This is a genomic window from Burkholderia sp. AW33-5 (assembly GCF_053427615.1).
This window is the reverse complement of the sequence record NZ_JBSAXA010000001.1, coordinates 595,291-620,442: the sequence shown is the minus strand read 5'-3', so window position 1 is coordinate 620,442 and position 25,152 is coordinate 595,291. Positions and strand designations below refer to the sequence as shown.

The following is a 25,152-nucleotide window of genomic DNA, read 5'->3' as shown; positions in this document are numbered from 1 at the left end:
CCCGATGTTCGACCTGCCCTCTCACCTGTGGATCATGATCACCGCGTTCGGTGGCGCCGGCCTGACCTTGCCGCTCGCGATCACGATCGCCGTGTGGCTCGCGCTCGGCTACTCGTGGCAGCGCGCGGCCGCGTGGCTCGGCGTGCTCGCCGTCGCGATCGGGGTCGTCGCGCTCACGAAGATCGCGTTCCTCGGCTGGGGCGTCGGCATCCGCGCATGGGACTTCACGGGATTCAGCGGCCACGCGATGCTGTCGACGTCGGTCTATCCCGTCGCGATCTTCCTCGCGCTGATCCGTACGCGCACGCCGGTGCGGATCGCCGGCATCGCGCTCGGGCTCGCGGCCGGCATCGCGGTCGGCGTGTCGCGCGTCGCGCTCGACGCGCATTCGCCGTCCGAATCGATCACCGGCTGCATCGTCGGCGCGATCGCCGCGCTGGCATTCATCGCCGGCTCGTGGCACGCGGTGCCGCACCGCTGGTCGGTGCCGGCGGTCGTCGTGAGCCTCGCGCTCGTCACCGTCGCGCTGCACGGCATCACGGTGCCGTCGCACCGCTGGGTCACCCGGGTCGCGCTGGAACTGTCGGGGCACGAGCGGCCGTTCGTCCGTGCCCGCTGGAAAGCCAATCCCAACTACCGGCCGGCATCGCAGCCGTCGTCGCTGCACCGCACCGGGTCGCCGCCGCCGTTGATGCACGCGTGACTGGGCGCCCGCACATCCTTCCCGTCGCCTTCCAGATCTGAAGATTTCATGCGCGCCGGCGCATGAACGGTATGCCGAGCGTTATAACCCGCCCTATATTACGATTACGGTTTCAACCATTCCATTCGAACGACCAGACCATGCGCCCAACCGTCCGCCCGCTTCGCCGCACCCTGCTCCGCCTGCTGCCGCTCGCCGCGCTTGCCGCGGGCATCGCGTTCAGCGGGCCGGCTTCCGCTGCCGACGAGCTGGTCGTGTCGGCGGCCGCAAGCCTGACGAATGCGTTCAAGGCCGTCGGCGATGCTTATCAGAAGCAGCATCCGGACACCAAGGTGCTGTTCAACTTCGGCGCGTCGGACGTGCTGATGCAGCAGATCGCCAAGGGCGCGCCGGCCGACGTGTTCGCATCGGCCGACCAGAAGGCGATGGATCGTGCGATCAGCGAAAAAGTCATCGTGCCGGGCACGCGCCGCGATTTCGCGGCGAACTCGCTCGTGCTGATCGTGCCGGCCGACAGCCACGCGGCCGCGCCGACGTCGCTGAACGACCTGACGGCGCCCGGCGTGAAGCGCATCGCGTACGGCGACCCGGCGTCGGTGCCGGTCGGCCGCTACACGGAAGGCGCGCTGCGCGCGGCTGGCGTATGGGACGCCGTCAGCGCGAAGGGCGTGCTGGCCGCCAACGTGCGCCAGAGCCTCGATTACGTCGCGCGCGGCGAAGTCGACGCGGGCTTCGTGTTCGGCACCGACGCGGCGATCATGCCGGGCCGCGTGAAGGTCGCGCTGACGGTGCCGACGCAGACGGCCATCACCTATCCGATCGCGGTGGTCAAGGACAGCCGCCATGCCGCACAGGCGCAGTCGTTCATCGACTTCGTCGCGTCGCCGCAAGGCCAGGCCGTGCTGGCGACGTTCGGCTTCAAGCCCGCGGGCAAGTGAGCGCAGCATGATGCAGGACGCCTGGGTGCCGCTGCTGTTGTCGCTGAAGGTCGCCGGCTGGGCGACCGCGCTCGACATCGTGCTCGGCGTCACCGCTGCCTTCATGCTCGCGCGCTGGCGCTCGCCGATGCGCGACGTGGTCGATTCGCTGCTGACGCTGCCGCTCGTGCTGCCGCCGACGGTGCTCGGCTATTACCTGCTCGTGCTGCTCGGCCGACGCGGCGTGTTCGGCGCGTGGCTCGACAAGCTCGGCATCGAACTCGTCTTCACGTGGCAGGGCGCGGTGATCGCATCGATGGTCGTCGCGTTTCCGCTGATCCTGAAATCGGCGCGCACGGCGTTCGAAAGCGTCGATCCGCATCTCGAGCGCGCGGCACGCACGCTCGGGCTCGGCGAAGCCGCGGTGTTCTTCCGCGTGACGCTGCCGCTCGCCACGCGCGGCATCCTGGCCGGCGCGCTGCTCGCCTTCGCGCGCGCGCTCGGCGAATTCGGCGCGACGCTGATGATCGCCGGCAACCTGCCCGGCCGCACGCAGACGCTGTCGGTCGCGATCTATGCGGCGGTGCAGGCCGGCGACGACAACACGGCCAACTTCCTCGTGCTGGTGACGTCGATCACCTGCGTGCTCGTGCTGCTCGCGACCGGCTGGCTCGTGCCGTCGCGCGCCGGGCGGAGCCAGCCGACATGACGTGCCGGCCGCCTCCGCATCGCCGCGCCTCACGGGTCGCGGCAAAACGCCTTCCCGTCGCGCAAGCGGCTTCCCGCACGCGCGGCGCGGCACGACGGAGGCCCGCATGAGCGTTGCCGTCGACATCCGCAAGACCTACGTGAACGCGGAGCGCCGCTTCACGCTCGACGTGTCGTTTACGGCCGCCACGCAGCGCGTCGTGCTGTTCGGGCCGTCCGGCGCGGGCAAGAGCATGACGCTGCAGGCGATCGCCGGCCTGCTGTCGCCCGACGAAGGCACGATCGCGCTGAACGGCGAACCGCTGTTCGATTCCGCGCGCGGCATCGACGTGCCGACCCGTGCGCGCCGCGTCGCGTATCTGTTCCAGGACTATGCGCTGTTTCCGCACCTGAACGTGCGCCAGAACATCGCGTTCGGGCTCACGTCGGGCCTGCGCAACCCGCGTGCGAAGACGGTGCCGCCCGAAGTCGCGTACTGGCTGCAGGCGTTCGAACTCGACACGCTCGCCGGGCAATTCCCGTCGCAGTTGTCGGGCGGACAGAAGCAGCGCGTCGCGCTTGCGCGCGCGCTCGTTGCGCAGCCGCGCATCCTGCTGCTCGACGAGCCGTTCGCGGCGCTCGACGGCGCGATGCGCCAGCGCATGCGCCACGAGCTCGCCGAACTGCAGGCGCGGCTCGATATCCCGATGGTGCTCATCACGCACGATCCCGACGACGTCGCCGCGTTCGGCGACCAGGTCGTGCAATTGAGCGAAGGACGCGTGCAGGCCGCCACGCCGCACGCCGAGTGGCCGACGCGCGTCACCTGATTGCGCGAAGGCGGTGGCCCGAGCGGCCACGTTCGACCTGAGAGAAGCCGCCTTGGCGGCACAAGCTGAAAACGGGATCGAAGCCGGCGCCTCGCGTACGTTGGGCGGCGCCGGTTTCGCCTCGTCCGCCCACGGTCAGCGCCGGAAACGGCTCACACCGCCGTCGCGCGCGATCAGCCCGTCACCGCGAGAATCACGCTCGATGCCTTGAACAGCGCGATCGCACGCCGGCCGGCGTCGAGCTGCAACGCCCCGACGCTGTCGTTCGTGACCACGGCCGTGAGCGTCCCGCCGCCGTCGAGCGCCAGCGTCACCTCGCTGTTCACCGCGCCCGCCGCGACGGCGTCGACCGTCCCGCGCAACTGGTTGCGCGCGGATACCTTCAGAGACGCTTCGGCGCCGCCTTCGTCGTCAACCGCCAGCACGACCCACGACGCCTTCACGAGCGCGCACGCATCCGCGCCCGGCTGCAGGCCGAGCGCGTCGGCGCTTTCGTGCGTGAGCACCGCGACGATCACCTGCCCGCCGGGCAGCACGAGCGTCACCTCGTCGTTTACCGTGCCGCGCACGATCGATTCGACCTTCCCGAACAACTGGTTGCGCGCGCTCGTCTTCATCCCGATCCGGCCGATCAGCGCCCAGTCGACGTCGAAACCGGACACCGCCGCGCTCGCGGCGTCGATGAAGCGGCGATGCTCGCGCTCGATCGTGCGGAACGCGGCGATCAGCGAGGTCGCGCGCGGCGTCAGCGTCGTGCCGCCGCCGCCCTTGCCGCCCGTCGCGCGCGTCACGAGCGGCTCGCCGGCCAGGTTGTTCATCGTATCGATCGCGTCCCACGCGGCCTTGTAGCTGAGCCCGACGGCCTTCGCCGCGCGCGTGATCGACCCGGTGTCGCCGATCGCCGCGAGCAGCGCGATGCGGGTGGCGCCGCCGAGCGTCTGCCCGCCCGCGCGCAGCCACAGTTCGCCGCCCAGTTCGAGCGGTCCGGCGGAAGAGGAAGGAGGCGACGCGTCGCTCATCGGTCTGTCTGAAGAAATCGGGTGGCCATTATAGTGAGCGCGCGAGGCTCAACGCGGCTTGCCATCCAACTTCGGCGGACGCAGGCTCGCGAGCAGCGTCTCGGCGTCCCTCGCCGCGCGTTGCTCGAGCGCGGCGCCGTAGCCGCGCACGAAACCCAGCTGGTAAGCGGGCGCCGCCAGTTGCTCGAGATGATGCAGCGCGACGATCGTGTCGTTCGCCTCGCCGAGCACGCTCTGCACGCGCGCGAGCGTCTTGACCGTCTCGTTGCGCGTGCGGCGCGAGGCCAGCGACGCGAAGAATTCGAGCGCATAGCGCAGCCGCTTTGCGTCGATCCGCACCTGGTGCCGCGCGGCCGTGTCGAGCGACGTGAGCGACGGCGATGCATACAGGTGACCGAACAGCCGCCGCACGCGCTTGGTTGCATGCCGCCGCAGCGACGGTGTGTCGTCCGCGTCGGTCGGCGGCAGCGCGAGCCCGCACAGCCACTCGAGCCAGCCGAGCGTCAGTCGCGCATAGCGCGCCGAATGCAGCGCCTGGCGCAGTTCGACGCGCGCGGCCAGCGCCTGTACGCGCGCGGCGTCGAGCGTGCCGTCCCAGTCGGCGCTGCCGCCGTCGGCCGCGATCAGCGCGGGCAGGCTCTCGGTCGAGAACACGTCCCAGTCGCGCACCGAGCCGAGCAGGGCCGCAAGCCAGCGCAAGTCGACGCCGAACGTGTTCTGCCATTGATCGTCCGCGAAACGCGGAAAGAAGCGCATCAGCGTACGCAGCCGCCGCAGCGCGACGCGCATCTGGTGCACGAATTCGGGATCGTCGCGGTCGAGCACGCCGCGCTCGTTGCCGAGCCATTGCGCCGCGATGTCGCCCGACAGCGCGAACAGCGCGGCCCGCTGCGTGCGGATGCCGGTGAGGTCGACGAGTTGCGCCTTGACCGGCCCGGCGACGGCAGGCTCGCCCGCGCACGCGCGATCGATCACGCTGGTCAGCTGCACGAACGCGGGCCATGCGCCGCTGAGCTCGCGCGCGGCGGCAAACAGCGCGCGCAGCGCGGCCGTGCGTGCGGCGGCGGTTTCCCAGTCGGGCGCCGCGAGGCGCAGCTCGACATGGCGGCGCGGCGGTTCGGTGCCGCCGTGCAGCGTGACGTCGTCGAGCGTCATCTCGACCACCACGCCGCTGTCGTCCGCCCAGCGCCCGCGCCGCCGCTCGCTGACGAGCCGCGGCGGTGCCGGCGCCGACGATGCGGCGACCGCCGCTTCGTCAACGTGGCCGGGCACGACGCGGTCGCCGTCGCCCGCGGCCTCCGCCGATTCCGTATCGGCAATCGGCCCGGACGCCGGCGCGGCCACGACGATGCCCGCATGCTCGGCATCGAACAACTCCCGCTCCACGACGCCGGGCGCGAATGCCTTCGTGCGCGACGCGACGACCCGCCGCCCCTGCGCGTTCGACTCGATCCACGTCCACCAGCATTCGCCGGGGTTCGGTTCGGCCTCCTCGACCTGGCACGGCTCGATCGTCACGCGCTCCTGGCCGCGCCGCATCCGCACCTGCGGACAGATCCGCCACGCCCGGACGAGTTCGGCACCGAAGTCGCGCTGCTCGCCACGGGCGCGGCTTCCCGTCTTGACCGGCCAACCTTCCAGCGACAGGCACAACACGATTTCCAGCACACGCGACATGGAGGCTCCTGCACATGAAGAATCGCCGGCGCATCCTTCGCACCGGCGTCGCCCGTGAAGCAGCTTCCATAGTACACGCCGCGAAAACGCGCGTGAAACGATCTGGCCCTGTCGCGCCTGTCGCGTGTCAAACGACGTATCAGACGACGTATTGCGCGATGCCGTTGCCGAACGACCAGTCCTCCTTCAGCACTTCGACGAGACTGATGAATACGTCCTGCGGCCGCAGGCCGGGCTGCCGCGCGAGGTTTTCGGCGATGGACCGGTACAGCGCCTGCTTCTGCTCGAGCGTGCGCGTGTTGTTCGCCGTGATCTGGATCATCACGAGATCGTCGCTGCGTTCGATGTCGAGGTAATGGCGGCCAAACACGAAGTTCTCGGCCGAATGCTCGGTCACGACCATGAAGATGTCGTCCTCGGGCACGTTGAACGTGTGCATCAGCGCGCGATGCACGCCGTCGACGAGCGCCGCGCGGTAGGCGGCCGGTTTGCCTTCGCGCACTGCGATACGGGTGAACGGCATGGTCTGCTCCTTTCGGTGACGTTGAAGAGTGGAAACGCCACGCCAGATTAGGCGCGTAGAACTATAATGAACAGTCATCAATCCATATTTCATTCATTTTCATCTGAAATGAAAGTCCTCGACCTCGATGCGGTGCGCGCGTTCGTGCTGGTCGCCGATCTCGCGAGCTTCACGCGCGCCGCCGACGCGCTCGGCACCACGCAATCGGCCGTCAGCCTGAAGCTGAAACGGCTCGAAGCGCACCTCGGCAGGCCGCTGCTCGCGCGCACGCCGCGCGTCGTCAAGCTGGCCGCTGACGGCGAAAACTTCCTGCCGGCCGCCCGCGCGCTGCTCGACGCGCACGACCAGGCGCTCGGCGCGATTTCGGCCGGCACGCATCGCCTGTCGCTCGGCGTCAGCGAGCACGTTGCGGTGCCCGACCTGCCGGCCGTGCTGACGAGCCTGCACCGGCAGGATCCCGGGCTGTCGCTGGAAATGCATCTGGGAATGTCGGCGAGCCTGCTCGCGCAATACGACGAAAGGCGGCTCGACGCGGCGATCGTGCGGCACGAACCGGGCGAGGATCCGCCGCGCGACGACGGCACGCTGCTGTTCACCGAGCCGCTCGCGTGGCTCGCCGCGCCCGACTGGACGCCGCGCGCCGGCGAGCCGCTGCCGCTCGCGGTGCTGGCCGGGCCGTGCGGCGTGCGGGCCGCCGCGCTGCGCGCGCTCGAGCATGCCGGACGCCCGTGGCGCGAGCGCTTTACGGGCGGCGGCGTCGCGGCGGTCACGGCCGCCGCCGCGGCCGGGCTCGCGGTCTGTCCGCTGGCCCGGCGCGTCGCGCCGCGCACGCTGGTCGACGTCGGCGCGAAATTCGGCTTGCCGCCGCTGCCGCACTCGCAGGTCGTGCTGTATTCGCGCGTGCGCGACGCCCGCGCGGCAGCCGCACTCCGAAGGTTTTCCGACAGCCTTGCAATCTCGGCGTAAACTGAGCGGTTTCGCCGTTCGCAATCTTCCGAAGAATTCCGATGAAGCCCGAAGCCCGCAAGCACCTCCGCGCCAACCTGCTGATGCTCGCCGCCGCCGCGATCTGGGGCTCGGCGTTCGTCGCGCAACGACTGAGCCTCGACGTGATCGGGCCGTTCCTGTTTACGGGGCTGCGCTTCCTGCTCGGCGCACTTGTTCTGATCCCGCTGCTGACGTTCAACGCGGGCTCGCGCGCGCAGCTCGCGGCGATTCGGCGCGAACCGGCGCTCCTCGCGCCGGGCCTCGCGCTCGGCGGGCTGCTCGCCGTGTCGATCTCGCTTCAGCAGTTCGGCCTGCAGTACACACGGGTCGCGAACGCGGGCTTCATCAGCTCGCTGTACGTCGTGATCGTGCCGCTGATGGGCGTGTTCGTCCGCCACCGGATCGGCGCCGGCACGTGGTTCGGCGCGCTGCTCGCGGCGATCGGCCTGTATTTCCTCAGCATCGACGAGCATTTCTCGGTGCTCTACGGCGACTGGTTCCAACTCGTGGGCGCGGTGATCATCGCCGCGCACGTGATGGCCGTCGGCCATTTCGCGAAGCGGCACGATCCGCTCGTGCTCGCGTTCCTGCAGTTCGTCGCGTGCGGCGCGCTGTGCCTCGCGGTCGGCCTCGTGATCGAGCCGGTCAGCGTCGCGATGCTGCGCAGCGCGCTGCCGACGCTGCTGTACGGCGGGCTGCTGTCGGTCGGCGTCGGCTATACGTTGCAGGTCGTCGCGCAGCGCGATGCGGCGCCCGCGCACGCGGCCGTGATCTTCAGCATGGAAGGCGTGTTCGCGGCCATCGCGGGCTGGGCCGCGCTCGGCGAGACGCTGACGCTGCGCGCGCTGGTCGGCTGCGCGCTGATGCTGGCCGGCCTGCTCGCGTGCCAGTTGCTGCCGAACGGCGACGCCCGGAAAAAGGACGAGGACGCGCTGCCGGCGTGACACGCGCGATCCCTATAATGGCGGTTCGCGTGTTTTTCATGCCAACCGCTTCCGACAGGCCAGCTCCGTGACGCCCCATCCCGTCGATCCCGCCGCCGACCTCCTGCGCGAACGCGCAGCGCACTATGCCGCCGAGGCCGCGCTGTTCCTGCGCGACCAGGCGCTGTCCACCGCATCGCACGACCTGCGCAGCCCGCTGAACGCGATGCACAGCTGGGCGTACGTGCTTGAGCGCCAGCTCGCCAGCGCCGACCCGAACCTGCAACGCGCGCTCGCGGGCATCCGCGCGGGGATCGACCAGCAGGTCGCGCTGATCGACGACGTGCTCGACGCGCCGCGCGCGGCAACGCGCACGCTCGCGATCGCCGTACAGCCGTTCGCGCTGCGCCCGTTGCTCGACGACACGCTCGCACTGGTGCGCTTCGCGCTCGCCGACGCGCGGCAGGTGACCGTCGACGCGACGCTGCCCGACGGCGAACCGTCGCTGAGCGCCGATCGCGAACGCATCGCGCAGGCGCTCTGGACGATGCTGACGACGGCCGTCGAAACCAGCGCCGCCGGCAGTCGCGTGACCTTCACATGCACGCGCGACGGCGCGCTGTGCGTCGCGCACGTCACCTGCGACGTGAGCGCCGACGCCCTCGCCGATCCCGCGCTGCCGCACGCATTCGAACCGTTCGCCCGCAGCGAGATGCTGCGCGCGCGCGACGCGAAGCGCGTCGCCTGGACGCTCGCGTTGTGCCAGCGTGTCGCGCTCGCGCACGGCGGTACCTTCACCCACACCCCGTTCGCCGACGGCTCCGCCGTCACCCTCTCGCTCTCCGTCCCCTGCGAGGCGCCGGTGTAATCGATCGGCGCCCGAATCATTACATTTCCCTTTCCGGCCCTATACTGATGGGCCTGTCATGACTGGAGCGATTCTTTGTTACAGATCTTCGCGCTCATCGGCGCGTTGTTCCTGGTGGCCCTGAACGGGTTTTTCGTCGCGGCCGAATTCGGCCTCGTCAAACTGCGCGCGACGCGCGTCAAGACACTTGCCCGCAAGCACGGCCTGCGCGGCCGCATCCTCGCCGTCGTGCACGGCCGGCTCGACGCGTATCTGTCCGCCTGCCAGCTCGGCATCACGCTCGCGTCGCTCGGCCTCGGCTGGGTCGGCGAGCCGGCGTTCGCGGAACTGATCGGCCCGCTGCTCGACCTGATCGGCGTGCAGTCCGAACGCATCGTGCACCTGATCTCGCTCGTGTTCGCGTTTTCGCTGATCTCGTTCCTGCACATCGTGGTCGGCGAGCTCGCACCGAAATCGATGGCGATCCGCCAGTCCGAAAAGGTCGGCCTGTGGGTCGCGCTGCCGCTCTACGCGTTCTACTGGGCAATGTATCCGGCGATCTGGGTGCTCAACAGCAGCGCGAACGCGGTGCTGAGGCTTGCGGGCCTGTCGGCCGACCACGGCGGCGACGCGCATTACTCGACCGACGAACTGAAGCTGATCCTGCGCAGCCGCCGCAGCGCGGGCAACGCGGCCCAGCCGGCCCGCGGCACGTACACCAACGACGAATGGAACACCCTCGCGCATTCGCTCGATTTCTCGTCGATGACCGTGTCGGACCTGATGCGGCCGGCACATGAAATGATCGGCCTGCGCCGCGACCTGCCGCTGCCCGACAACATGGAGATCGTCGCGCGGCACCGCTTCAGCCGCTATCCGCTGTTCGAGGATGCGTCGCGCGAACAGGTGAGCGGGCTGATCCACCTGAAGGACCTGCTGCTCGCGCGTCATGCCGGTGCGGCGCTCGAGGATCTGTCCGACTACGTGCGCCCGGTGCAGTACGTGAAGCCCGACATGCCCGCGCTGGAGCTGTTCCGCCGCTTCCGCAAGGGCGCGCCGCACTTCGCGCTGGTCGGCAACAAGGGCGAGAAGCCGATCGGCTTCCTGACGCTCGACAACCTGCTCGGCGCGCTGGTCGGCCAGATCCACGACGAGTTCCGCCAGGGCGATGCGGACTGGAGCCGCCTCGACGACGGCACGCTGATGGGCAAGGGCAGCCTGCCCGTCGTGTCGCTCGAGCAGGCACTCGGCATCGACATCGACGAAGGGCGCGCGGAATCGGTCGGCGGCCTCGTGATCCAGGCGCTCAGCGATTTGCCGACCGAAGGGCAGCGCGTGTCGTTCGATCGCTTCGACGTCGTCGTGAAGAAGATGAACGGGCCGCGCATCGTGCTGGTGCGTGTCTATCCGAAGATCGCGAAGGAGGCCGACGAATGACGGCCGCCGCTCGCCGCACGCGATGACGCCCACGCTGCCGCGCTGCTGCGTGATCACGCCGGAGCCGGCGTCCGCGTCGGCCGCCGATTGCCACGCATTCCTCGACAGGCTGTCGGCCGTGCTCGCGCGCGGCGAGACGCTCGTGCAATTGCGCGTGAAGTCGTTCGATGCGGACGCGTTCGCGCGGCTGGCCGCCGATGCGCTCGCGCGCTGCGACGCGGCCGGCGCGCAACTGATGCTCAACGGACCGATCGACGCGGCGGGCGTGATGCAGCTCGACGGCGCGGGCTGGCACCTCGACGGCGCCGCCCTGCGCGCCGTCGCGCAACGGCCGCTGCCGGCCGCGCGCCGCATGTCGGCCGCATGCCACGCGGCCGACGATCTCGTGCTGGCCGCGCGCGCGGGCGCGGATTTCGTCACGCTGTCGCCCGTGTTGCCGACGCTCAGCCATCCCGGCGCGCCGACGCTCGGCTGGACGCGATTCGCCGCATTGGCCGCGCAGGCCGCGATGCCGGTCTATGCGCTCGGCGGCATGACACGCGCGGATCTCGACGACGCGCGCCGCCACGGCGCATACGGCGTCGCGGGCATTCGCGGCTTCTGGTAAGTGCGGCCGGGCGCGCTAGCGCCCGGCAGTCCGGACATCATGCGCCCGGAACGGGACGCATTGCGCGCCGTGCGCTGTCGTCGATCCGGCGCACGTCGTGCGTCAACGCGTAGCGGTTGACGTCACCCGTCAGCCACGCAACGAGCGAATACGGCGGCAACTCCCCTTCATCGACCCGGTCGCGCGCGCGTGCCGGCGTCTCGAACACGACCTGCCCGCTCGGCGCATCGAACGGCACCGCGTCGGGCGACAGGTTCAATGCGATCGTCAACGTCTCGTCATCGGCGAGCCACCATGATGCAAGCAGCGCATCGGCATCGCCGTCACCGCTCGCCTTCAGCGCATGCGCGTCCTGCGGCCGGCAATCGGTCAGCCGCGGCGCAATCAGCTTCGCGCGCACCGCGAGCGCCGACTGCACGAAATGCGCACGATCGATATCGCGCGCGGTTTCGTCGAAGATCAGCGGGATCTGCGGCGTGAGCAGCGACAGCGCAAGCGCCGCGAGGCCGGGCGTCTGCTCATGATCGCCATGCTCGCTCTCGCGCCATGCGCCATCGGACAGCACCAGCGACGTGAGCGACAACCCTTCGGCGCATGGACCCTCGCCCGCCGTGGCCGGCTGGAATGCCGCGCCTGCCGCGGTCAGCGCGCGCGCAAGTGTATGGATCGACTGGTGAGGCGAAATCCCTTCGTGTGCCGACACGTCGCGCCCCGTCAGCCGATGCAGCGCGCGTTCTCCGCAACCGTTCCACTGTGCATCGAAATGCGTGTCGGCCAGATGCACCGGATGACGCTCGCTGCCGAGCACGAGATGGATCATCCGGTCGGCCGGCACGGCCGCACGCACGCGGTCGGCGATCTCGCGCAGCCACGACGTGCCGATCCGGTCGGCCTCGCGCAGCCGCAAGCCATCGCAACGGTATTCGTCGATCCAGTACAGCGCGTTGTCGCAGAAGAAGTCGCACACCTCCGGATGATCGAGCGCGAGCGGCGGCACCTGCAGCGGATCGTCGCGCGTGTGGAAGAACGGCGCCGCGTAATGACGCAGCGCGTCGGTGCCGCTGCCGAAGCGCGCGTAGTCGAGTTCCAGCAGCACCGCGAGGCCGTAGCCGTGCGCATCGTCGATCAGCGCCTTCAGTCCGTCGGGGCCGCCCTCCGACGCGAGCGGCGCGAACGGCAGGCTGTCGTGCGGCGACGCGAGCAACTCCAGCGCGGTCACGCCGAGACGGGCAAGCTGAGGCAACCGGCGGCGCACGCCGTCGAAGCCGCCCACCGCGTGCGGACGAATTGCGTACAGCGCAATGTCTTCCCACGCACGTCCGCGCCAGAACGTGTTGCGCCACGTGAACGCGCGCGGATCGACGACCTCGCTCGGGCCGTTGAGCCCGTCGGGTTGCGAACGCGATGCGGGGTCGGGAATCGACGTGACGTCGTCGAGCCGATAACGGTAACGCGCGCCCGCACCGCATTCGACGAACGCTTCGAACCAGTGCGGGCCGGCCGCCGTCATCGGGACGAGCGTCGGCCCCAATCCGGTATCGAGTTCGAGCTGGACATGCGTGCTGCCCGGCGCCCACACGCGGAAATGCGTGCGCGGCGACGTGCCGAGCGCGCCGCAGGGCTGCGCGCCGGACGGCAGGCAGTGAATGTAGTGCTGCGCATACGGATCGTGCGGACAATCTGACATCATGCGCTCCTCGTGCGTGCCGAGCGGCATGGCCGCGCGGTCGGCGCGGCGCATCGTGGCCCGGCATGCGACGGCCAGGCAGAGGGGGAGAAAAGTATGCGCCGGTTTCACGGCCGCGATGCATCGAATCCTCACATTTTTAAATGCGAATCGACCCCGCCAACGTTTGCGCGTATCGCGCGCCGAATCGGGTAGTCCGCATACCGGAATGTCCGCTCGCCTTGTTGCGCGGCTGGCCCGCGCTTACGCTCCGTGCGATGCGCGTGGGCACCCCGTCCGCGCCCGAACCCGAGGAATCCGCCATGTCGCTCCCCGCCAGCGCCGCGAAGTTCGATCCGGCACGCGCGCACGAATACGCCGAACAATCCCGCATCGCGCTCGCCGGCTACGACGCGTGCCACGAGCTCGCCGCGTGCATGCTCGCATCGGCGATCGGCGTGCCGGAGGCGCGGCTCCTCATCGTGGGTGCGGGCGGCACCGGGCAGGAAATCTGCGTACCCGCGGCGCTGGAACCCGGCTGGCAGTTCACGGCCGTCGATCCGTCCGCGCCGATGCTCGCGCTCGCGCGTGCCAACGTCGAAGCGGCGGGTTTCGCCGCCCGCACGCAATTCGTCGAGGCCGGCGTCGACGCGCTGCCCGATGCGCCCGCCTTCGACGGCGCGACGTTGATCGGCGTGCTGCATCACGTCCCCGGCGACGCGGCGAAGGCCGCGCTGCTGGACGCGATCGCGCGCCGCCTGAAGCCCGGCGCGCCGCTCGTGATCGCGGGCAACTATCGCCGCTACGCGGACCACCCTCGCCTGCTCGACGCGTGGCAGCAGCGCTGGCGGATGAAGGGCGCATCGCCCGACGCCGTGCGTGCGCAGCTTGCGAAAATCCTGCAGGGCGCCGACCCGCCGGTTGCCGAAGAAGCCGTGTTCACGTTGCTGCACGATGCGGGCTTCGATGCGCCGCTGCGTTTTTTCTCGAGCCTGTTCTGGGGGGCGTGGATCGCGGTGCGGCGCGGCGCGTGACAACGCGCAACGCCGTGAAGCGGCGGTCTCCACGAGCCGCTCGGGTCACCCGCGTCAGCTCAACAACCCTGCCGCGACGTTGATCGACAGCCCGAGCACGGCCATGTTGAAGTAGAACGACAAGATCGACTGCGCGAGCACCGCGCGCCGAGCGGAGCGGTTCGCGAGCGACACGTCGGCCGTCTGCGACGCGACCGCGAGCGTAAACGCGAAATAGAGGAAATCCCAGTAATCGGGCTCGGGGTTGCGGTCGGGGAACCGCAGTGCGCGATCGCTGCTCGGCGAGCCGTAATAGAGCCGCGCATAGTGCAGCGTGAAGATCGTCGGAATCAGGAACCATGCGCCGAACAGCGTCGCGCCCGTGACCGCGTAATGGCCGAGCCCGGCACGAAAGCCGACGTTCTTTGCGGTGGCGAGTTCGATCGCGATCGCGGCGACGCTCGCGACCGTCGCGATGCAGATGACCGTCAGCACGGTCGTCGCGTTCTCGTCCTCGCGGATCGCGATCTCGCGCACCTGATGATGATGCGCGGTGACCATGCGCACCCACATCAGCACGAGATACAGCCAGATCGTGCAATCCCAGCCGATCAGCGCGCGCGCGGTCGGCCTCAACTGCAACGGCAGCAGCACCGCGCACAGCACGCCCGCGGCGAGGGCGGCGACCATGCGCGGCCGATTGCGTAACACCTGCGGATAAAGCGTCATCGTACGATTCCGAAAGCGGATGGAAAGGATTCGGCCGGCGTGCGAGCGACCCGCTGCGCCGCGCCGGGCGGTACCGCCCCGATTATCGCCATTCCTGCATGACGTTGCGATGGGCGTGAGCGCCTAAGATATCGGGATGACTCCCGTCCTCTGCCATCATCCCGCGAACGCGGCCGGCCGCGACTTCGTCGTCGGCGATCTGCACGGTTGCGTGGATGTGCTGCGCGCGCTGCTGCACGACATCGGCTTCGACCCGGCTCGCGACCGGCTGTTTTCGGTCGGCGATCTCGTCGATCGCGGCCCCGCCTCCGAAACCGCGCTCGAGTTGCTCGACCGCCCGTGGTGCCACGTGGTGCGCGGCAATCACGAAGAAGTGCTGAGCCTCGTGTCGCGCGGCAAGCTGTCGCCCGACGCGTGGCGCGGAATCGGCGGCGACTGGGGCGCCGATCTTCCGCCGGAACGGCTGCACGCGCACGCGGCACGCGTCGACGCGCTGCCGCTCGTGCGCGTGATCGGCGACGGCCCCGCGCGCTTCAACGTGCTGCATGCGGAATTCTTCGGCCCGGACGCCGAACTCGACGCGGGCAGCTATTCGCCCGACGTGCGCGAGCGGCTGATCTGGGGGCGCGACCTGGTGCAGGGGCTCGCCGACCCGGCCCGGCAGGCCGGCCTGTCGCTGACCTGCACCGGCCACACGCCGGTGCGCGCGCCGCAGCGCATCGGCGCGCAATGGTTCATCGACACCGGCGCGTTCGCACCGTCCGGACGCCTGACGATCGTCGAGCCGCGCACGGGCGAGACGTGGTCGCTCACCCAGGCCGACGCGCGCGCACGTCACGCGGGCGACCTGCCGCTGCCTTGAGGCCTGTTCACGCCGATAACGGACCTGAGGCCCGCGGCGTTCATGGCGTGCCCCACCCGCACGCGTTTGCGTGCGCGAGCACCGTGCGAGCTAACCGACCTGGTTCAATTCGAACACCGCATCGATCGCGGAACCGTTCCAGTTGTATTCGAGATACGCCGCGTGATGACAGTCGCGCAGCACCGTCGTGCGGAACGCCGCGAGACACTCGCCGCGCGGGTCGCGCACCGACGGATAGACGATCCCCGCGCCGCCCGCGCTGCGCACTGCACGGCCGAACGCCTGCCCGGCGCTGTAGTCGAGCGGATCGAGCAGCCCCGGGCTGCGCTGCGGCCACGTGCGCACGTCGGCGACGTCGCCCTGCGCGTACACCGTGTACAGCCGCATCTGCTGGCGCATCGGCGCCTCCTTCGTCGCGGCCAGGAACAGCCCGCTGTGATAGCGCGTCTCGGCGATCGCCGTATCGCGCGACCGCCCGCAGTAGAACACGCCGTAGCTGCCGTCGGAAAAGCGGCTGCCCTGCGGATTCAGGTGCGTGAACGCGGCCATGATCGGCCCCCAGCCCTGGCCGTAGCGGCGCTCGGCCGGCGGCACGAGTTCGAGCGTGCCGACTTCGTTGCGGATGCGGTCGTTGGTCAGCGATTCGAGCGCATACAGCGCGTCGAAATCCTCGGCGGACGCGACGCGGTCGAACAGGTTGATGGCCGGAAAACGGGTGGGAATCACGCGATAGGCAGGTGCCCAGTCGACAACGGTCGTGGGCCAGTGTTGGACTGCTTCGATCGGCATCGTCACGCCCAGCCACCCCGCATCGCGTCGAGATATTGACGCACGGCCACCAGGTCGCCGACGTTGCCGGCGAGCATGCGGTCGAGCGCGCGCTTGCCGCCAAACGGCGCGGCGTCGTTGGGCCGCTTGACCCAGGTGTCGGCCGCGGCCGGCTGCGGCAGCAGGATCTGCAGCGCCTTGTAGATGCCGAGCAGCAGCGATAGCCGCTCGAGCGTATCGCGCGGCAGGCGCGCCGATTCCGGCGCGGCCTTCCACTTGAAGAACGTCGAGCGGCCGGGCGACCCGAGCAGCACGATCTGTTCGTCGATCGTCAGCTCCCAGTCGCGCGCGATGTTGAAGAATGCGCGCAGACCGGCCGCCGACATCTGCGCGACCGAGGCCTGCCGCGGGGCGGAATGCGGATCGAAGGCGGGCTGTGACATGATCGTTAGTCTCGAAACGAATTTACTAACAAGATTAGTCCATTTTCGTATTTTTGCAAGGGTCGTCCCCCCACCGCGTCGGCATTCCGTCCGAAGGATCGATATTTTTTGTCCATTCTGGACTGCGATTTTATTTTCTGCGTTAATGACCGTGCGGACGGCGCACCGGGGACGCGGTGCGTCCCCGCAGCAACCGTGTCGCCCAGAACCGGATAGACCACGCCAAGGAACCACCATGAAGAGACTGATTGCCGCCGTTTCGATCGCCCTGCTCGCGGTATCGGCAGGCCCCGCCGTCGCGAAGGACTGGACCACGCTGCGCTTCGGCACCGACGCCAGCTACGCGCCGTTCGAATCGAAGGCGCCCGACGGCAAGCTCGTCGGCTTCGACATCGACCTCGGCAACGAGATCTGCACGCGGCTGAAGGCGAAGTGCGTGTGGCTCGAGAACGATTTCGACGGGATGATTCCCGCGCTGAAGGCGAAGAAGTTCGACGCTGTGCTGTCGTCGATGTCGATCACGCCGCAGCGCGCGGAACAGATCGGCTTCACGACGAAGATCTACAACCAGCCGACGCGGCTCGTCGTGAAGAAGGGCTCGCCGCTGCTGCCGACGGCCGAATCGCTGAAGGGCAAGTCGATCGGCGTCGAACAGGGCACGACGCAGGAAGCGTATGCGAAGGCCTACTGGGCGAAGCAGGGTGCGAACGTCGTGTCGTACCAGAATCAGGACGGCGTATATGCGGACCTGACGTCGGGCCGCCTCGATGCCGCATTGCAGGACGAGGTGCAGGCCGCGATCGGGTTCCTGAAGTCGCCGCGCGGCGCGGGCTACCAGTTCGTCGGGCCCGAACTCGTCGACGAGAAGGTGCTCGGCATCGGCGCCGGCATCGGGCTGCGCAAGGAAGACACCGACCTGAAGGCGAAGATCGATCGCGCGATCCTCGACATGGTCAAGGACGGCACGTACAAGCGGCTCGCGTCGAAGTACTTCGACTTCGACATCTACGGCGGCTGAAGCGGTGCCGCGCGCGCACGGGTGCGATGCCCGTCGCGCGCGGCCTGACCGCCCCTCCCCTGCTCGCCGGACGGCGACGCCTCCCTGACGTTCGCCGTCGCGCCGGTTCGTCGTCCGTATCGCGCATCCGGACGCGGCACGTCATTCGCATTGCAAACGGATCACCTGCGCTGGCGACCGCAGGCGCTCGACGTCGTCAATAAGCGAAGATCGGGCGCCGGGGGACCGGTGCCCGCGTGCACATCCCCATGCGGATCGGGTTGGCGAGCGAGAAAGCGCCGGCCCGGCGCGGATGACCGGGTATCAGCCGGATCCGCCTCGCACCGGGCGCGGAGAGATGGCCTGTCGACGCATGCCGGCCGGCAGCAAGATGCGCGGTCGACCGGCGATGGGTCGAATCACTGCGATCGCGGCCTGCCGGCCGCGGCGTGTGGCGATCGTTCGTCATTTTTCTACCCCGTATTCGATCCGTAGCTTGTACCGGCAACCGGACAATGCCGGCGCCCCGACGATCCGTCGACGACGGCCCATGCCGTTCGGAGCAGGGCTGTGCTGCCCGTCCGTCCGGTCATCCCCCGGACTGCGTCCTTGCCGGTCCTCGCATGGTTCGCTGCCGAACCGGCCGGACGCCACGTCGTCGACTTTCGCACCTCAAACTTCGCAAGGAGCGGGCCAGCTTCGTTCCGGGCCGGCCGCACAAGGCTTTCGTCGGACAAGCCCGCGGCCGGAACGGGCGGGACAGGCAGGACGTTGCGAAACTGAAACATGGCGGGCGCAGGCGGGCGCGCCCGTGTGACGGCGACGCCTTGCCGGACAAGGCGCGCGGACGATCCGGAAAATTTTCCCGGCGCGGGCGGCACGCCGCCGCGGGCGTTTGCGGGGGCGATTTTGGCGGCCGCCGGCAGGAAACGTTTCACGCGCTTTACATGGCGCCGGCCGCCCGCGCACGGGACGACCGCGGACGCTTCCCGCCGCCGTTCAGCCGACTCGCTGATGGTCGGCGTCGTCCGGCGGCGCGCCGTCCTTTCCGCCGTTGTCGCCGTTGTTGTCGTGGTCGTTGAGCCCGTGCTCGATCATCATCCGGTAAAGCGTGACGCGCGAGATGCCGAGTTCGGCGGCGGCCTTGTTGATCCGGTGATCGTTTCGCAGCAACGCGTTTTCGATCGCGGTGCGCTCGGCGAGCGAACGCGCCTGTTCGAGCGTCACGGGCTCCGTTTCGCCCGGGACATCGAGCCCGAGATCGTGCGGCGTCAGCAGCCGGCTCTCGGCCATCACGATCGCGCGGCGCACCCGGTTGATCAGCTCGCGCACGTTGCCGGGCCACTCGTAGCGGCGCATCGCGTCGAGCGCGGCCGACGTGAAGCCGCTGATCTTGCGGCCGCTGTCGGCCTTGTATTTCTGCAGCACGTAATGCGCGAGGATGTCGATGTCCTTGCCGCGCGCGCGCAGCGGCGGCTCGTGAATGCGCAGCACGCAGAGCCGGTGATAGAGGTCCGCGCGGAAGCGTCCGGCTTCGACCGCGCCGTCGAGATCCACGTGCGTCGCCGAGATGATCCGCACGTCGACCGGAATCGATTCCTGGCCGCCGAGCCGCTCGATCTTCCCTTCCTGCAGGAAGCGCAGCAGGCTCGCCTGGCTTTCGACCGGCATGTCGCCGATTTCGTCGAGAAACAGCGTGCCGCCGTTCGCGGATTCGATCCGGCCCGCGCGCCGCTGGTTCGCCCCGGTGAATGCGCCGCGCTCGTACCCGAACAGTTCCGACTGCAGCAGGTGATGCGGAATCGCGCCGCAGTTGATCGCGACGAACGGCCCCTTGCCGCGCGCCGAGCGCTCGTGGATCGCGAGCGCCGTCAGCTCCTTGCCGGTGCCCGACTCGCCGGAGATGAACACGCTCGCGTCCGTTTTCGCGACCTTGCGGATCGTGCTGAACAGCTGCTGCATCGCTTCGCAGTTGCCGATCATCCCGTGCTCGCCGATCGACGCCGCGTACGCCGCGCCGTCGACGCGATCGAGCGCGGCCATCCCGCGCGCGTGGCCGAGCACGTGCGAAATCCATTCGTACGGCAACGGCAGCGTCACGTAATCGAAACAGTAGCTGCGGATCAGCTCGCGCACGGCAACGCCGATCGTGATGCCGGCCTGCGCGACGGAAATCCAGCCGATCGCCGGCTGGCTGAGGCACGCCTTCAGCGCGGGATAGTCGCGCGACGTGAAGCCCGAGAAATCGACGAGCCCGGCGGCGACGTTCACGCCGGACGTCATGTTCTGCGCGGCGCCGGCCGTCTTCGCGACGGAGATGTCCCAGCCGAGCTCGCGCAGTTGCGCCAGCAACGGCTCGTCCGGCGAACGCATGATCACGAACAGCTTGCGTCCGGCCTCGGGAGCGGTAACGGACACGAGCGGCATCTCGGACGCCGTCGTCCCGCTTGCGTCGGGTGACCTTGCAACCATCGTTGTTCCCCGCTTGGCGTTGGTATCGTGCGCCGGCTCGCCGCCGCATCCGAAGGACCTCGATCGAACCGACATATTGGCCGCATTTCCGTCCGAATAAAATCCCCCCGGGCAATAATCGCGCGCCGGGCGGATCCTTTCATGAACGGTATATCGGTGCCGCCGACGCGCGGCTAGATGGGTGATATCCCGGTGGCGCGGCGGGTGCGAAGCCACGGCCGTACGGGTAGCGGGCGCGCGAAGCCGCGCCGGTGCGGGCGCGCCGGTGCGCCACGCGACGCCGGGCACGAGGAATCGGACCGGCGGCAGGCGCCGGCGCGGCCGCGGCGGCCGTACCGGCGCCCGCTCGCGCAACCGTTTTCCGCTTGACGCCAGTCAATCGTCGGAAGAAGTGGGGTTGATGCACGAACGCAACACGTGCCGCGTGGCGCGGCGGCGTCAGCGCCCCGATGCGAGCGGCGCGAGTGCGTTGGCGCGGCCGCGTCCGGCCGACGCGCCGTCGTGTTCGCCGTAGGCGGCGACGAGCGCGTCGACGCGCGCGAGGTGGTGGCGGTTGTCGTGGTCCCACGGATGGAAGCCCGGCCGGAAAAAGCTCAGCCATTCACCCGCGATGCGCGGAAACAGCCCGCGGCGCGGCCCGTACAGGAATGCAATCATGCGCAGCATGCCGCGCACGCGATGCCTGATGTCGCGATCGCGCGACAGCAGCGTCACGTGCATCAGGAACACGGTCGGCCAGAACGTCAGCGTCGTCACCAGGTACACGCCGACGCGGATCAGGTAGCGGCGCGGGCCCGGTTTCATCACGGCGTTCCACACGTCGTAGGACACGGCCTTGTGCTCGGTTTCCTCGAGCGCATGCCACAGCCACATCTGCCGGTAGCCTTCGACCGAGCCGTCCAGGCGCGTCGGGTCGCGCAGGAGCCAGTCCGCCAGCATCGCCGTGTAGTGTTCGGCGGCGACCGTGTGCGCGAGCTGCACCGAATGCGGCAGCGTGCGCTTCACGAAGCCGAGCACCGTCCACACGCGCTTGTCGAGCTTGCGCGCGGGCAGGCGGTTGGCCTGCATCAGCTCGTTGTATTCGACGTGCTCGCGCGTATGCATCGCCTCCTGGCCGATGAAGCCGAGCACCTGCCGCTTGAGCACCGGGTCGTCGATCCGGTCGCGATAATTGCGCACCGAATCCATGAAAAAGCGCTCGCCGGCCGGAAACAGCAGCGACAGCGCATTGAAGAAGTGGGTCACGTGCGGGCCGAGCCCATGCCAGTCCTTCGCGCGTTCGACCGGCAGGTCGAAGCGCAGGTCGCGGCGCACCGGCATCACCTCGGCGGCGGTGGCGGAAGCGGCTGACTTCATGTTCGTCGTTCTCCTGGTTTTCGGGCGGCCCGGCAGCCGTCGCGGCCTTGTCGGCGCGGGTCCGGGCAGCGCGTCGCGCGACGCCGAAATCTTGACATCGATAACTGTAAAGATAGGCGCCGGCCGGCGCCGCGCGCAAGCCGCGCGGTAGACGCGCGCTTCCAAACAGGGCACGGTCGGCAGCGCGGAAAAAGCGACGTTCGAGCGGCGTTCGCGCGTGCCGCGATTCGAACGCGCATGCCGGTAAGGGACCGCCAGCCGGGCGGCGCGCGCACGCGCCGAAATCGGCACGAAAACGCCGCGCGACGGGCGTTTCACGGGATCGCGCGGTGGCGCTCGACGTGACGCCGAGCAGCCGGGTGGCACCGATTCATACGCGTGCCCCGTTCGCGCGGTGCAACCCCGTCGCTCCGGTTCGCAAAAAATTCAAACGCGCGTTCCATTGGCGTATCGGGCGGGTTATGCGAAGACCGCCGCGACCAATCCGCGATCGGCACGCGGACGGGCGCTCGCCACGTACGGCGGCCCCCTCCCCGCTCGCCTACAATAGCGGTTTTACCCACCCCCTTTTCAGGAGAAGTCATGTCCGTCACCACGACCGCATCGGGCCTCAAAATCGAAGACCTGACCGAAGGCACCGGCGCACAGGCGCAAGCCGGCCAGACCGTCAGCGTCCACTACACGGGCTGGCTGACCGACGGTCAGAAATTCGACTCGAGCAAGGACCGCAACGACCCGTTCGCGTTCGTGCTCGGCGGCGGCATGGTCATCAAGGGCTGGGACGAAGGCGTGCAGGGCATGAAGGTCGGCGGCGTGCGTCGCCTGACGATCCCGCCGCAACTCGGCTACGGCCCGCGCGGCGCAGGCGGCGTGATCCCCCCGAACGCGACGCTCGTGTTCGAAGTCGAACTGCTCGCCATCTGACGACGCCGCCGGCCGACGTCCTTCAGATGGAACGCATCCCGTCTCCCGCCATCGCGCTGCGCCGTTACGACACGTGCGAAGCATCCGACGTGCACGACTTTCACCAGATCGTGATCGGCGTCGACGGCGCGATGGTGATGGCGGTGGATGGCGTCGGCCAGCGCATCGACCGGCACGCGGCGTGGCTGATTCCGGCCGGCGCGCGCCACGATTACGCGGGCCTCGGCGACAATCGCCAGCTCGTGCTCGACTTGCCCGCCGCGTCGCTCGCGGTGCCGCGGCGGCTGTTCGACAGCGCGCGTGCCGTGTCGATCGCCCCGGCGCTGACGTCGCTCGTCGCGCAGGTCGCGGCGGCGGCCGCGCAACTCGACGGGACGGCCGGCGACACGCGGCGCGCGCATCGCTTCCAGTGGCAGGCCGCCGCGCGACTGTGCGACGCGCTGCTCGACGATGCCGGCCTCGCCGCGCCCGCGGCGGGCCTGGATTTCGCGCGCATCGACCGCTGGCTGCGCGCGCGGCTCGCGGAACCGCTGCGCATCGCCGATCTCGCCGCGCACTGCGGCTACGGGATGCGCCGCTTTCATCAACTGTTCGTCGACGCGTTCGGCGAAACCCCGCATCGCTACCTGCAGCGGCTGCGGCTCGACGCCGCCGTCGTGCTGCTCGCGGACGGCCGCCATCCGCTCGTCGACATCGCCGGCATGGTCGGCTTCGCCGACCAGAGCACCTTCACGCACGCTTTCACGAAGCGCTTCGGCGTCGCGCCCGGGCGCTGGCGCGGCGAGCGGCACTGAGCGCTCACGCGCGCGTCCCGCCCCCCTCGTCGCCCACTTTCCGCACGACCGTCTCCGCCGCCTTCAGCGGCCGGCCGTCGTCGTGCCGAAGCGCGAGCTTGCGGATCGCGCGGCCGGTCTTGCGCTCGACCAGCACCGAATGCGGCTCGCCGCGCTCGAACAGGTTCGCCTCGCCCCACTGCCGCAACATCACGATCACCGGAAACAACCCCTCGCCCTTCTTCGTCAACGCGTATTCCTGATACGCGCTGCCGTCCGACGCGGGCACGACTTCGAACACGCCGGCGTCCACCAGCATCCTGAGCCGGTCCGACAGGATGTTGCTCGCGACGCCGAGGCTCGCACGGAAATCGCCGAACCGGCGCACGCCGTCGAACGCGTCGCGCACGATCAGCAACGCCCAGCGATCGCCGACGATATCGGTCGCCCGTGCCACCGGGCACGGCGAATCCGCAAGACTTTTCTGCCTGGCCATATTGCTCTCCGCTGTCGCGCCGGCGCCTTCGCGGGCCGCCGGCCGTCCGTGCGCGGGCCCGTCGCCCGCCGTCACACAGGTTGCATTTTAAAACCACTTTTCCTACACTCACACTGGTTTCACATTGCAACTACTTGAGTGAGCGTGAGGCCCCCCATGGAATCGTCCTGTTCAGGAACGGTCGCGTCGAACGCGACGTCACGCGCCGCTCGTCCGGGCGCCGTGTCACGCGTGCCGACGGCGCTCGTCGCGCTGCTGGCCGTGTGCTGCGCGGCGAGCGTCGCGAACGTGTACTACGCACAGCCGCTGCTCGACTCGATCGCACATGACTTCGGCGTATCCCAGGCGGCGGTCGGCGGCGTCATCACCGCGACGCAGCTCGGCTGCGCGCTCGCGCTGCTGTTCGTCGTGCCGCTCGGCGACCTGCTGAACCGCAAACGCCTGATCGCCGTTCAACTTCTGCTGCTGACGGCGGCATGCATCGGCGTGGCCGCCTCGTCGACGCGCATCGCATTGCTGGCGGGCATGGTCGCGGTCGGGCTGCTCGGCACCGCGATGACGCAAGGGCTGATCGCCTGCTCTGCCGCGCTTGCGGGCGCCGGTGAGCGCGGCCGCGTGGTCGGCGCGGCGCAGGGCGGCGTCGTGATCGGCCTGCTCGCCGCGCGCTCGCTCGCCGGCGTCGTCACGGATGTCGCCGGCTGGCGCGCGGTTTATCTGGTGTCGGGCGCGCTCGCGATCGCGATGCTGATCGCGCTGGCGCGGCTGTTGCCCGATGCCCACGCGCCGCGCGAGCGCATCGGCTACGCGGCGCTGCTCGGTTCGATGGTCACGCTGCTGCGCAACGAGCGCGTGCTGCGTGTGCGCGGGGCAATCGCACTGCTGATGTTCGCGGCGTTCAGCATCTTCTGGAGCGCGCTCGTGCTGCCGCTGAGCGCGCCGCCGCATGCGATGTCGCATACGCAGATCGGCGCATTCGGTCTGGTCGGCGCGCTGGGTGCGGCCGCCGCCGCGCGCGCGGGCCGGCTCGCGGATCGCGGCCTCGGCGAAGCCACGACCGGCGCCGCGCTCGCGCTGCTCGCGCTCTCGTGGCTGCCGCTCGCGTTCGCCGGTACGTCGATCGCGCTGCTGGTCGTCGGCATCGTGCTGCTCGACGTCGGCGGGCAGGCCGTCCACGTCGTGAACCAGAGCATGATCCTCGGCGCGCGGCCCGATGCGCATGCCCGCCTCGTCGGTTGCTACATGCTGTTCTATTCGGTCGGCAGCGGGCTCGGCGCGATTGCGTCGACGATGATGTATGCGCATGCCGGATGGATCGGCGTCTGCGGGCTCGGCGCGGCGGTCAGCGGGGTTGCATTCGCCGTCTGGGCCGTGACGCTCAGGCGTGCATGACGCGTGGCGACGTGTCGAACGCGGAGCGCGGCGTGCCTCGCACAGAACGAAAAAAAACCGGCTCGCCCCGTTCGGGCGGCCGGCATGCGGACCGGACGCATGCGCGT

25 protein-coding genes are annotated in these 25,152 nt (G+C 69.5%); 15 read left to right on the top strand and 10 right to left on the bottom strand.

Annotated features, from left to right (window positions below; translation table 11 throughout):
* Positions 1-4 precede the first annotated feature (4 nt).
* The 4 genes from ACV22V_RS02890 (at position 5) to ACV22V_RS02875 (ending at position 3,137) form a co-directional block, all read left to right on the top strand.
* The gene (locus ACV22V_RS02890; protein WP_059531515.1) at positions 5-703 is read left to right on the top strand and encodes a phosphatase PAP2 family protein; all 699 of its coding nucleotides are present in this window, start codon (positions 5-7) and stop codon (positions 701-703) included.
* A 140-nt stretch (positions 704-843) separates the two neighbouring features.
* Entirely contained in the window at positions 844-1,641 is a 798-nt protein-coding gene (modA, locus tag ACV22V_RS02885; protein ID WP_059531518.1) for a molybdate ABC transporter substrate-binding protein, read from the top strand.
* Between the two features lie 10 nt (positions 1,642-1,651).
* A complete protein-coding gene (gene modB, locus ACV22V_RS02880) occupies positions 1,652-2,329 on the top strand; it encodes a molybdate ABC transporter permease subunit (RefSeq protein ID WP_059700565.1) in 678 nt (225 codons plus the stop codon).
* A gap of 106 nt (positions 2,330-2,435) precedes the next feature.
* Entirely contained in the window at positions 2,436-3,137 is a 702-nt protein-coding gene (locus ACV22V_RS02875) for a sulfate/molybdate ABC transporter ATP-binding protein (RefSeq protein ID WP_059531521.1), read from the top strand.
* Positions 3,138-3,310: 173 nt separating this feature from the next.
* Here ACV22V_RS02875 and ACV22V_RS02870 read toward each other — a convergent pair whose 3' ends face one another.
* The 3 genes from ACV22V_RS02870 to ACV22V_RS02860 all read right to left on the bottom strand — a co-directional run bounded on the left by ACV22V_RS02870 (position 3,311) and on the right by ACV22V_RS02860 (position 6,356).
* Positions 3,311-4,156 (bottom strand): TOBE domain-containing protein, encoded by an 846-nt coding sequence (locus ACV22V_RS02870; protein WP_059531524.1) that lies wholly within the window; start codon positions 4,154-4,156, stop codon positions 3,311-3,313.
* A 48-nt stretch (positions 4,157-4,204) separates the two neighbouring features.
* Complete coding sequence (locus ACV22V_RS02865) at positions 4,205-5,833, bottom strand: CHAD domain-containing protein (RefSeq protein ID WP_448012939.1); 1,629 nt, start codon at positions 5,831-5,833, stop codon at positions 4,205-4,207.
* Positions 5,834-5,972: 139 nt separating this feature from the next.
* Positions 5,973-6,356: a tautomerase family protein gene (locus ACV22V_RS02860; RefSeq protein ID WP_448012938.1), complete on the bottom strand. Its 384-nt coding sequence runs from the start codon at positions 6,354-6,356 to the stop codon at positions 5,973-5,975.
* Positions 6,357-6,464: 108 nt separating this feature from the next.
* Between ACV22V_RS02860 and ACV22V_RS02855 the strand changes: the two genes are divergently transcribed.
* From ACV22V_RS02855 to ACV22V_RS02835, 5 genes are all read left to right on the top strand, one after another.
* A complete protein-coding gene (locus ACV22V_RS02855; protein ID WP_448012937.1) occupies positions 6,465-7,322 on the top strand; it encodes a LysR family transcriptional regulator in 858 nt (285 codons plus the stop codon).
* Positions 7,323-7,363: 41 nt separating this feature from the next.
* Positions 7,364-8,287, top strand: coding sequence for a DMT family transporter (locus ACV22V_RS02850; protein WP_448012936.1), 924 nt, complete (start codon positions 7,364-7,366; stop codon positions 8,285-8,287).
* Between the two features lie 67 nt (positions 8,288-8,354).
* Positions 8,355-9,134, top strand: a complete 780-nt coding sequence (locus ACV22V_RS02845; protein ID WP_059531540.1) for a sensor histidine kinase — start codon at positions 8,355-8,357, stop codon at positions 9,132-9,134.
* A 75-nt stretch (positions 9,135-9,209) separates the two neighbouring features.
* Positions 9,210-10,550 carry a hemolysin family protein gene (locus ACV22V_RS02840; protein WP_059689595.1) on the top strand — a complete coding sequence of 447 codons (1,341 nt, stop codon included), beginning with the start codon at positions 9,210-9,212 and terminating at the stop codon, positions 10,548-10,550.
* A 22-nt stretch (positions 10,551-10,572) separates the two neighbouring features.
* Positions 10,573-11,157 (top strand): thiamine phosphate synthase, encoded by a 585-nt coding sequence (locus ACV22V_RS02835; RefSeq protein ID WP_448012935.1) that lies wholly within the window; start codon positions 10,573-10,575, stop codon positions 11,155-11,157.
* Between the two features lie 37 nt (positions 11,158-11,194).
* Here ACV22V_RS02835 and ACV22V_RS02830 read toward each other — a convergent pair whose 3' ends face one another.
* Positions 11,195-12,844: a DUF3459 domain-containing protein gene (locus ACV22V_RS02830; protein WP_448013015.1), complete on the bottom strand. Its 1,650-nt coding sequence runs from the start codon at positions 12,842-12,844 to the stop codon at positions 11,195-11,197.
* Between the two features lie 302 nt (positions 12,845-13,146).
* Here ACV22V_RS02830 and ACV22V_RS02825 point away from each other — a divergent pair, with 302 nt between their 5' ends.
* Positions 13,147-13,857 carry a class I SAM-dependent methyltransferase gene (locus ACV22V_RS02825; protein ID WP_448012934.1) on the top strand — a complete coding sequence of 237 codons (711 nt, stop codon included), beginning with the start codon at positions 13,147-13,149 and terminating at the stop codon, positions 13,855-13,857.
* A 54-nt stretch (positions 13,858-13,911) separates the two neighbouring features.
* Here ACV22V_RS02825 and ACV22V_RS02820 read toward each other — a convergent pair whose 3' ends face one another.
* Positions 13,912-14,565: a DUF1345 domain-containing protein gene (locus tag ACV22V_RS02820; RefSeq protein WP_059531549.1), complete on the bottom strand. Its 654-nt coding sequence runs from the start codon at positions 14,563-14,565 to the stop codon at positions 13,912-13,914.
* 136 nt (positions 14,566-14,701) lie between these two features.
* Between ACV22V_RS02820 and ACV22V_RS02815 the strand changes: the two genes are divergently transcribed.
* A complete protein-coding gene (locus tag ACV22V_RS02815; RefSeq protein WP_059531552.1) occupies positions 14,702-15,427 on the top strand; it encodes a metallophosphoesterase in 726 nt (241 codons plus the stop codon).
* 90 nt (positions 15,428-15,517) lie between these two features.
* Here the strand turns inward: ACV22V_RS02815 and ACV22V_RS02810 are convergent, their stop codons facing one another.
* Both ACV22V_RS02810 and ACV22V_RS02805 read right to left on the bottom strand, forming a co-directional pair.
* A complete protein-coding gene (locus ACV22V_RS02810; protein ID WP_059818752.1) occupies positions 15,518-16,216 on the bottom strand; it encodes an RES family NAD+ phosphorylase in 699 nt (232 codons plus the stop codon).
* A gap of 2 nt (positions 16,217-16,218) precedes the next feature.
* The gene (locus ACV22V_RS02805) at positions 16,219-16,638 is read right to left on the bottom strand and encodes an MbcA/ParS/Xre antitoxin family protein (protein ID WP_059531557.1); all 420 of its coding nucleotides are present in this window, start codon (positions 16,636-16,638) and stop codon (positions 16,219-16,221) included.
* A gap of 235 nt (positions 16,639-16,873) precedes the next feature.
* Between ACV22V_RS02805 and ACV22V_RS02800 the strand changes: the two genes are divergently transcribed.
* Positions 16,874-17,656 carry an ABC transporter substrate-binding protein gene (locus ACV22V_RS02800; protein WP_059689542.1) on the top strand — a complete coding sequence of 261 codons (783 nt, stop codon included), beginning with the start codon at positions 16,874-16,876 and terminating at the stop codon, positions 17,654-17,656.
* 978 nt (positions 17,657-18,634) lie between these two features.
* Here the strand turns inward: ACV22V_RS02800 and ACV22V_RS02795 are convergent.
* Both ACV22V_RS02795 and ACV22V_RS02790 read right to left on the bottom strand, forming a co-directional pair.
* Positions 18,635-20,107, bottom strand: coding sequence for a sigma-54 dependent transcriptional regulator (locus ACV22V_RS02795; protein ID WP_059531561.1), 1,473 nt, complete (start codon positions 20,105-20,107; stop codon positions 18,635-18,637).
* 438 nt (positions 20,108-20,545) lie between these two features.
* Positions 20,546-21,463 (bottom strand): metal-dependent hydrolase, encoded by a 918-nt coding sequence (locus ACV22V_RS02790; RefSeq protein ID WP_059690183.1) that lies wholly within the window; start codon positions 21,461-21,463, stop codon positions 20,546-20,548.
* 582 nt (positions 21,464-22,045) lie between these two features.
* Between ACV22V_RS02790 and ACV22V_RS02785 the strand changes: the two genes are divergently transcribed.
* Positions 22,046-22,387, top strand: coding sequence for an FKBP-type peptidyl-prolyl cis-trans isomerase (locus tag ACV22V_RS02785; protein ID WP_059531564.1), 342 nt, complete (start codon positions 22,046-22,048; stop codon positions 22,385-22,387).
* A gap of 26 nt (positions 22,388-22,413) precedes the next feature.
* Complete coding sequence (locus ACV22V_RS02780) at positions 22,414-23,181, top strand: helix-turn-helix domain-containing protein (protein WP_448012933.1); 768 nt, start codon at positions 22,414-22,416, stop codon at positions 23,179-23,181.
* 4 nt (positions 23,182-23,185) lie between these two features.
* Here ACV22V_RS02780 and ACV22V_RS02775 read toward each other — a convergent pair whose 3' ends face one another.
* Positions 23,186-23,656: a winged helix-turn-helix transcriptional regulator gene (locus tag ACV22V_RS02775; RefSeq protein WP_059532386.1), complete on the bottom strand. Its 471-nt coding sequence runs from the start codon at positions 23,654-23,656 to the stop codon at positions 23,186-23,188.
* A gap of 156 nt (positions 23,657-23,812) precedes the next feature.
* On the opposite strand from ACV22V_RS02775, the gene ACV22V_RS02770 reads away from it, so the two are divergent.
* Entirely contained in the window at positions 23,813-25,045 is a 1,233-nt protein-coding gene (locus ACV22V_RS02770) for an MFS transporter (protein ID WP_448012932.1), read from the top strand.
* The last annotated feature ends 107 nt before the right edge of the window (positions 25,046-25,152 follow it).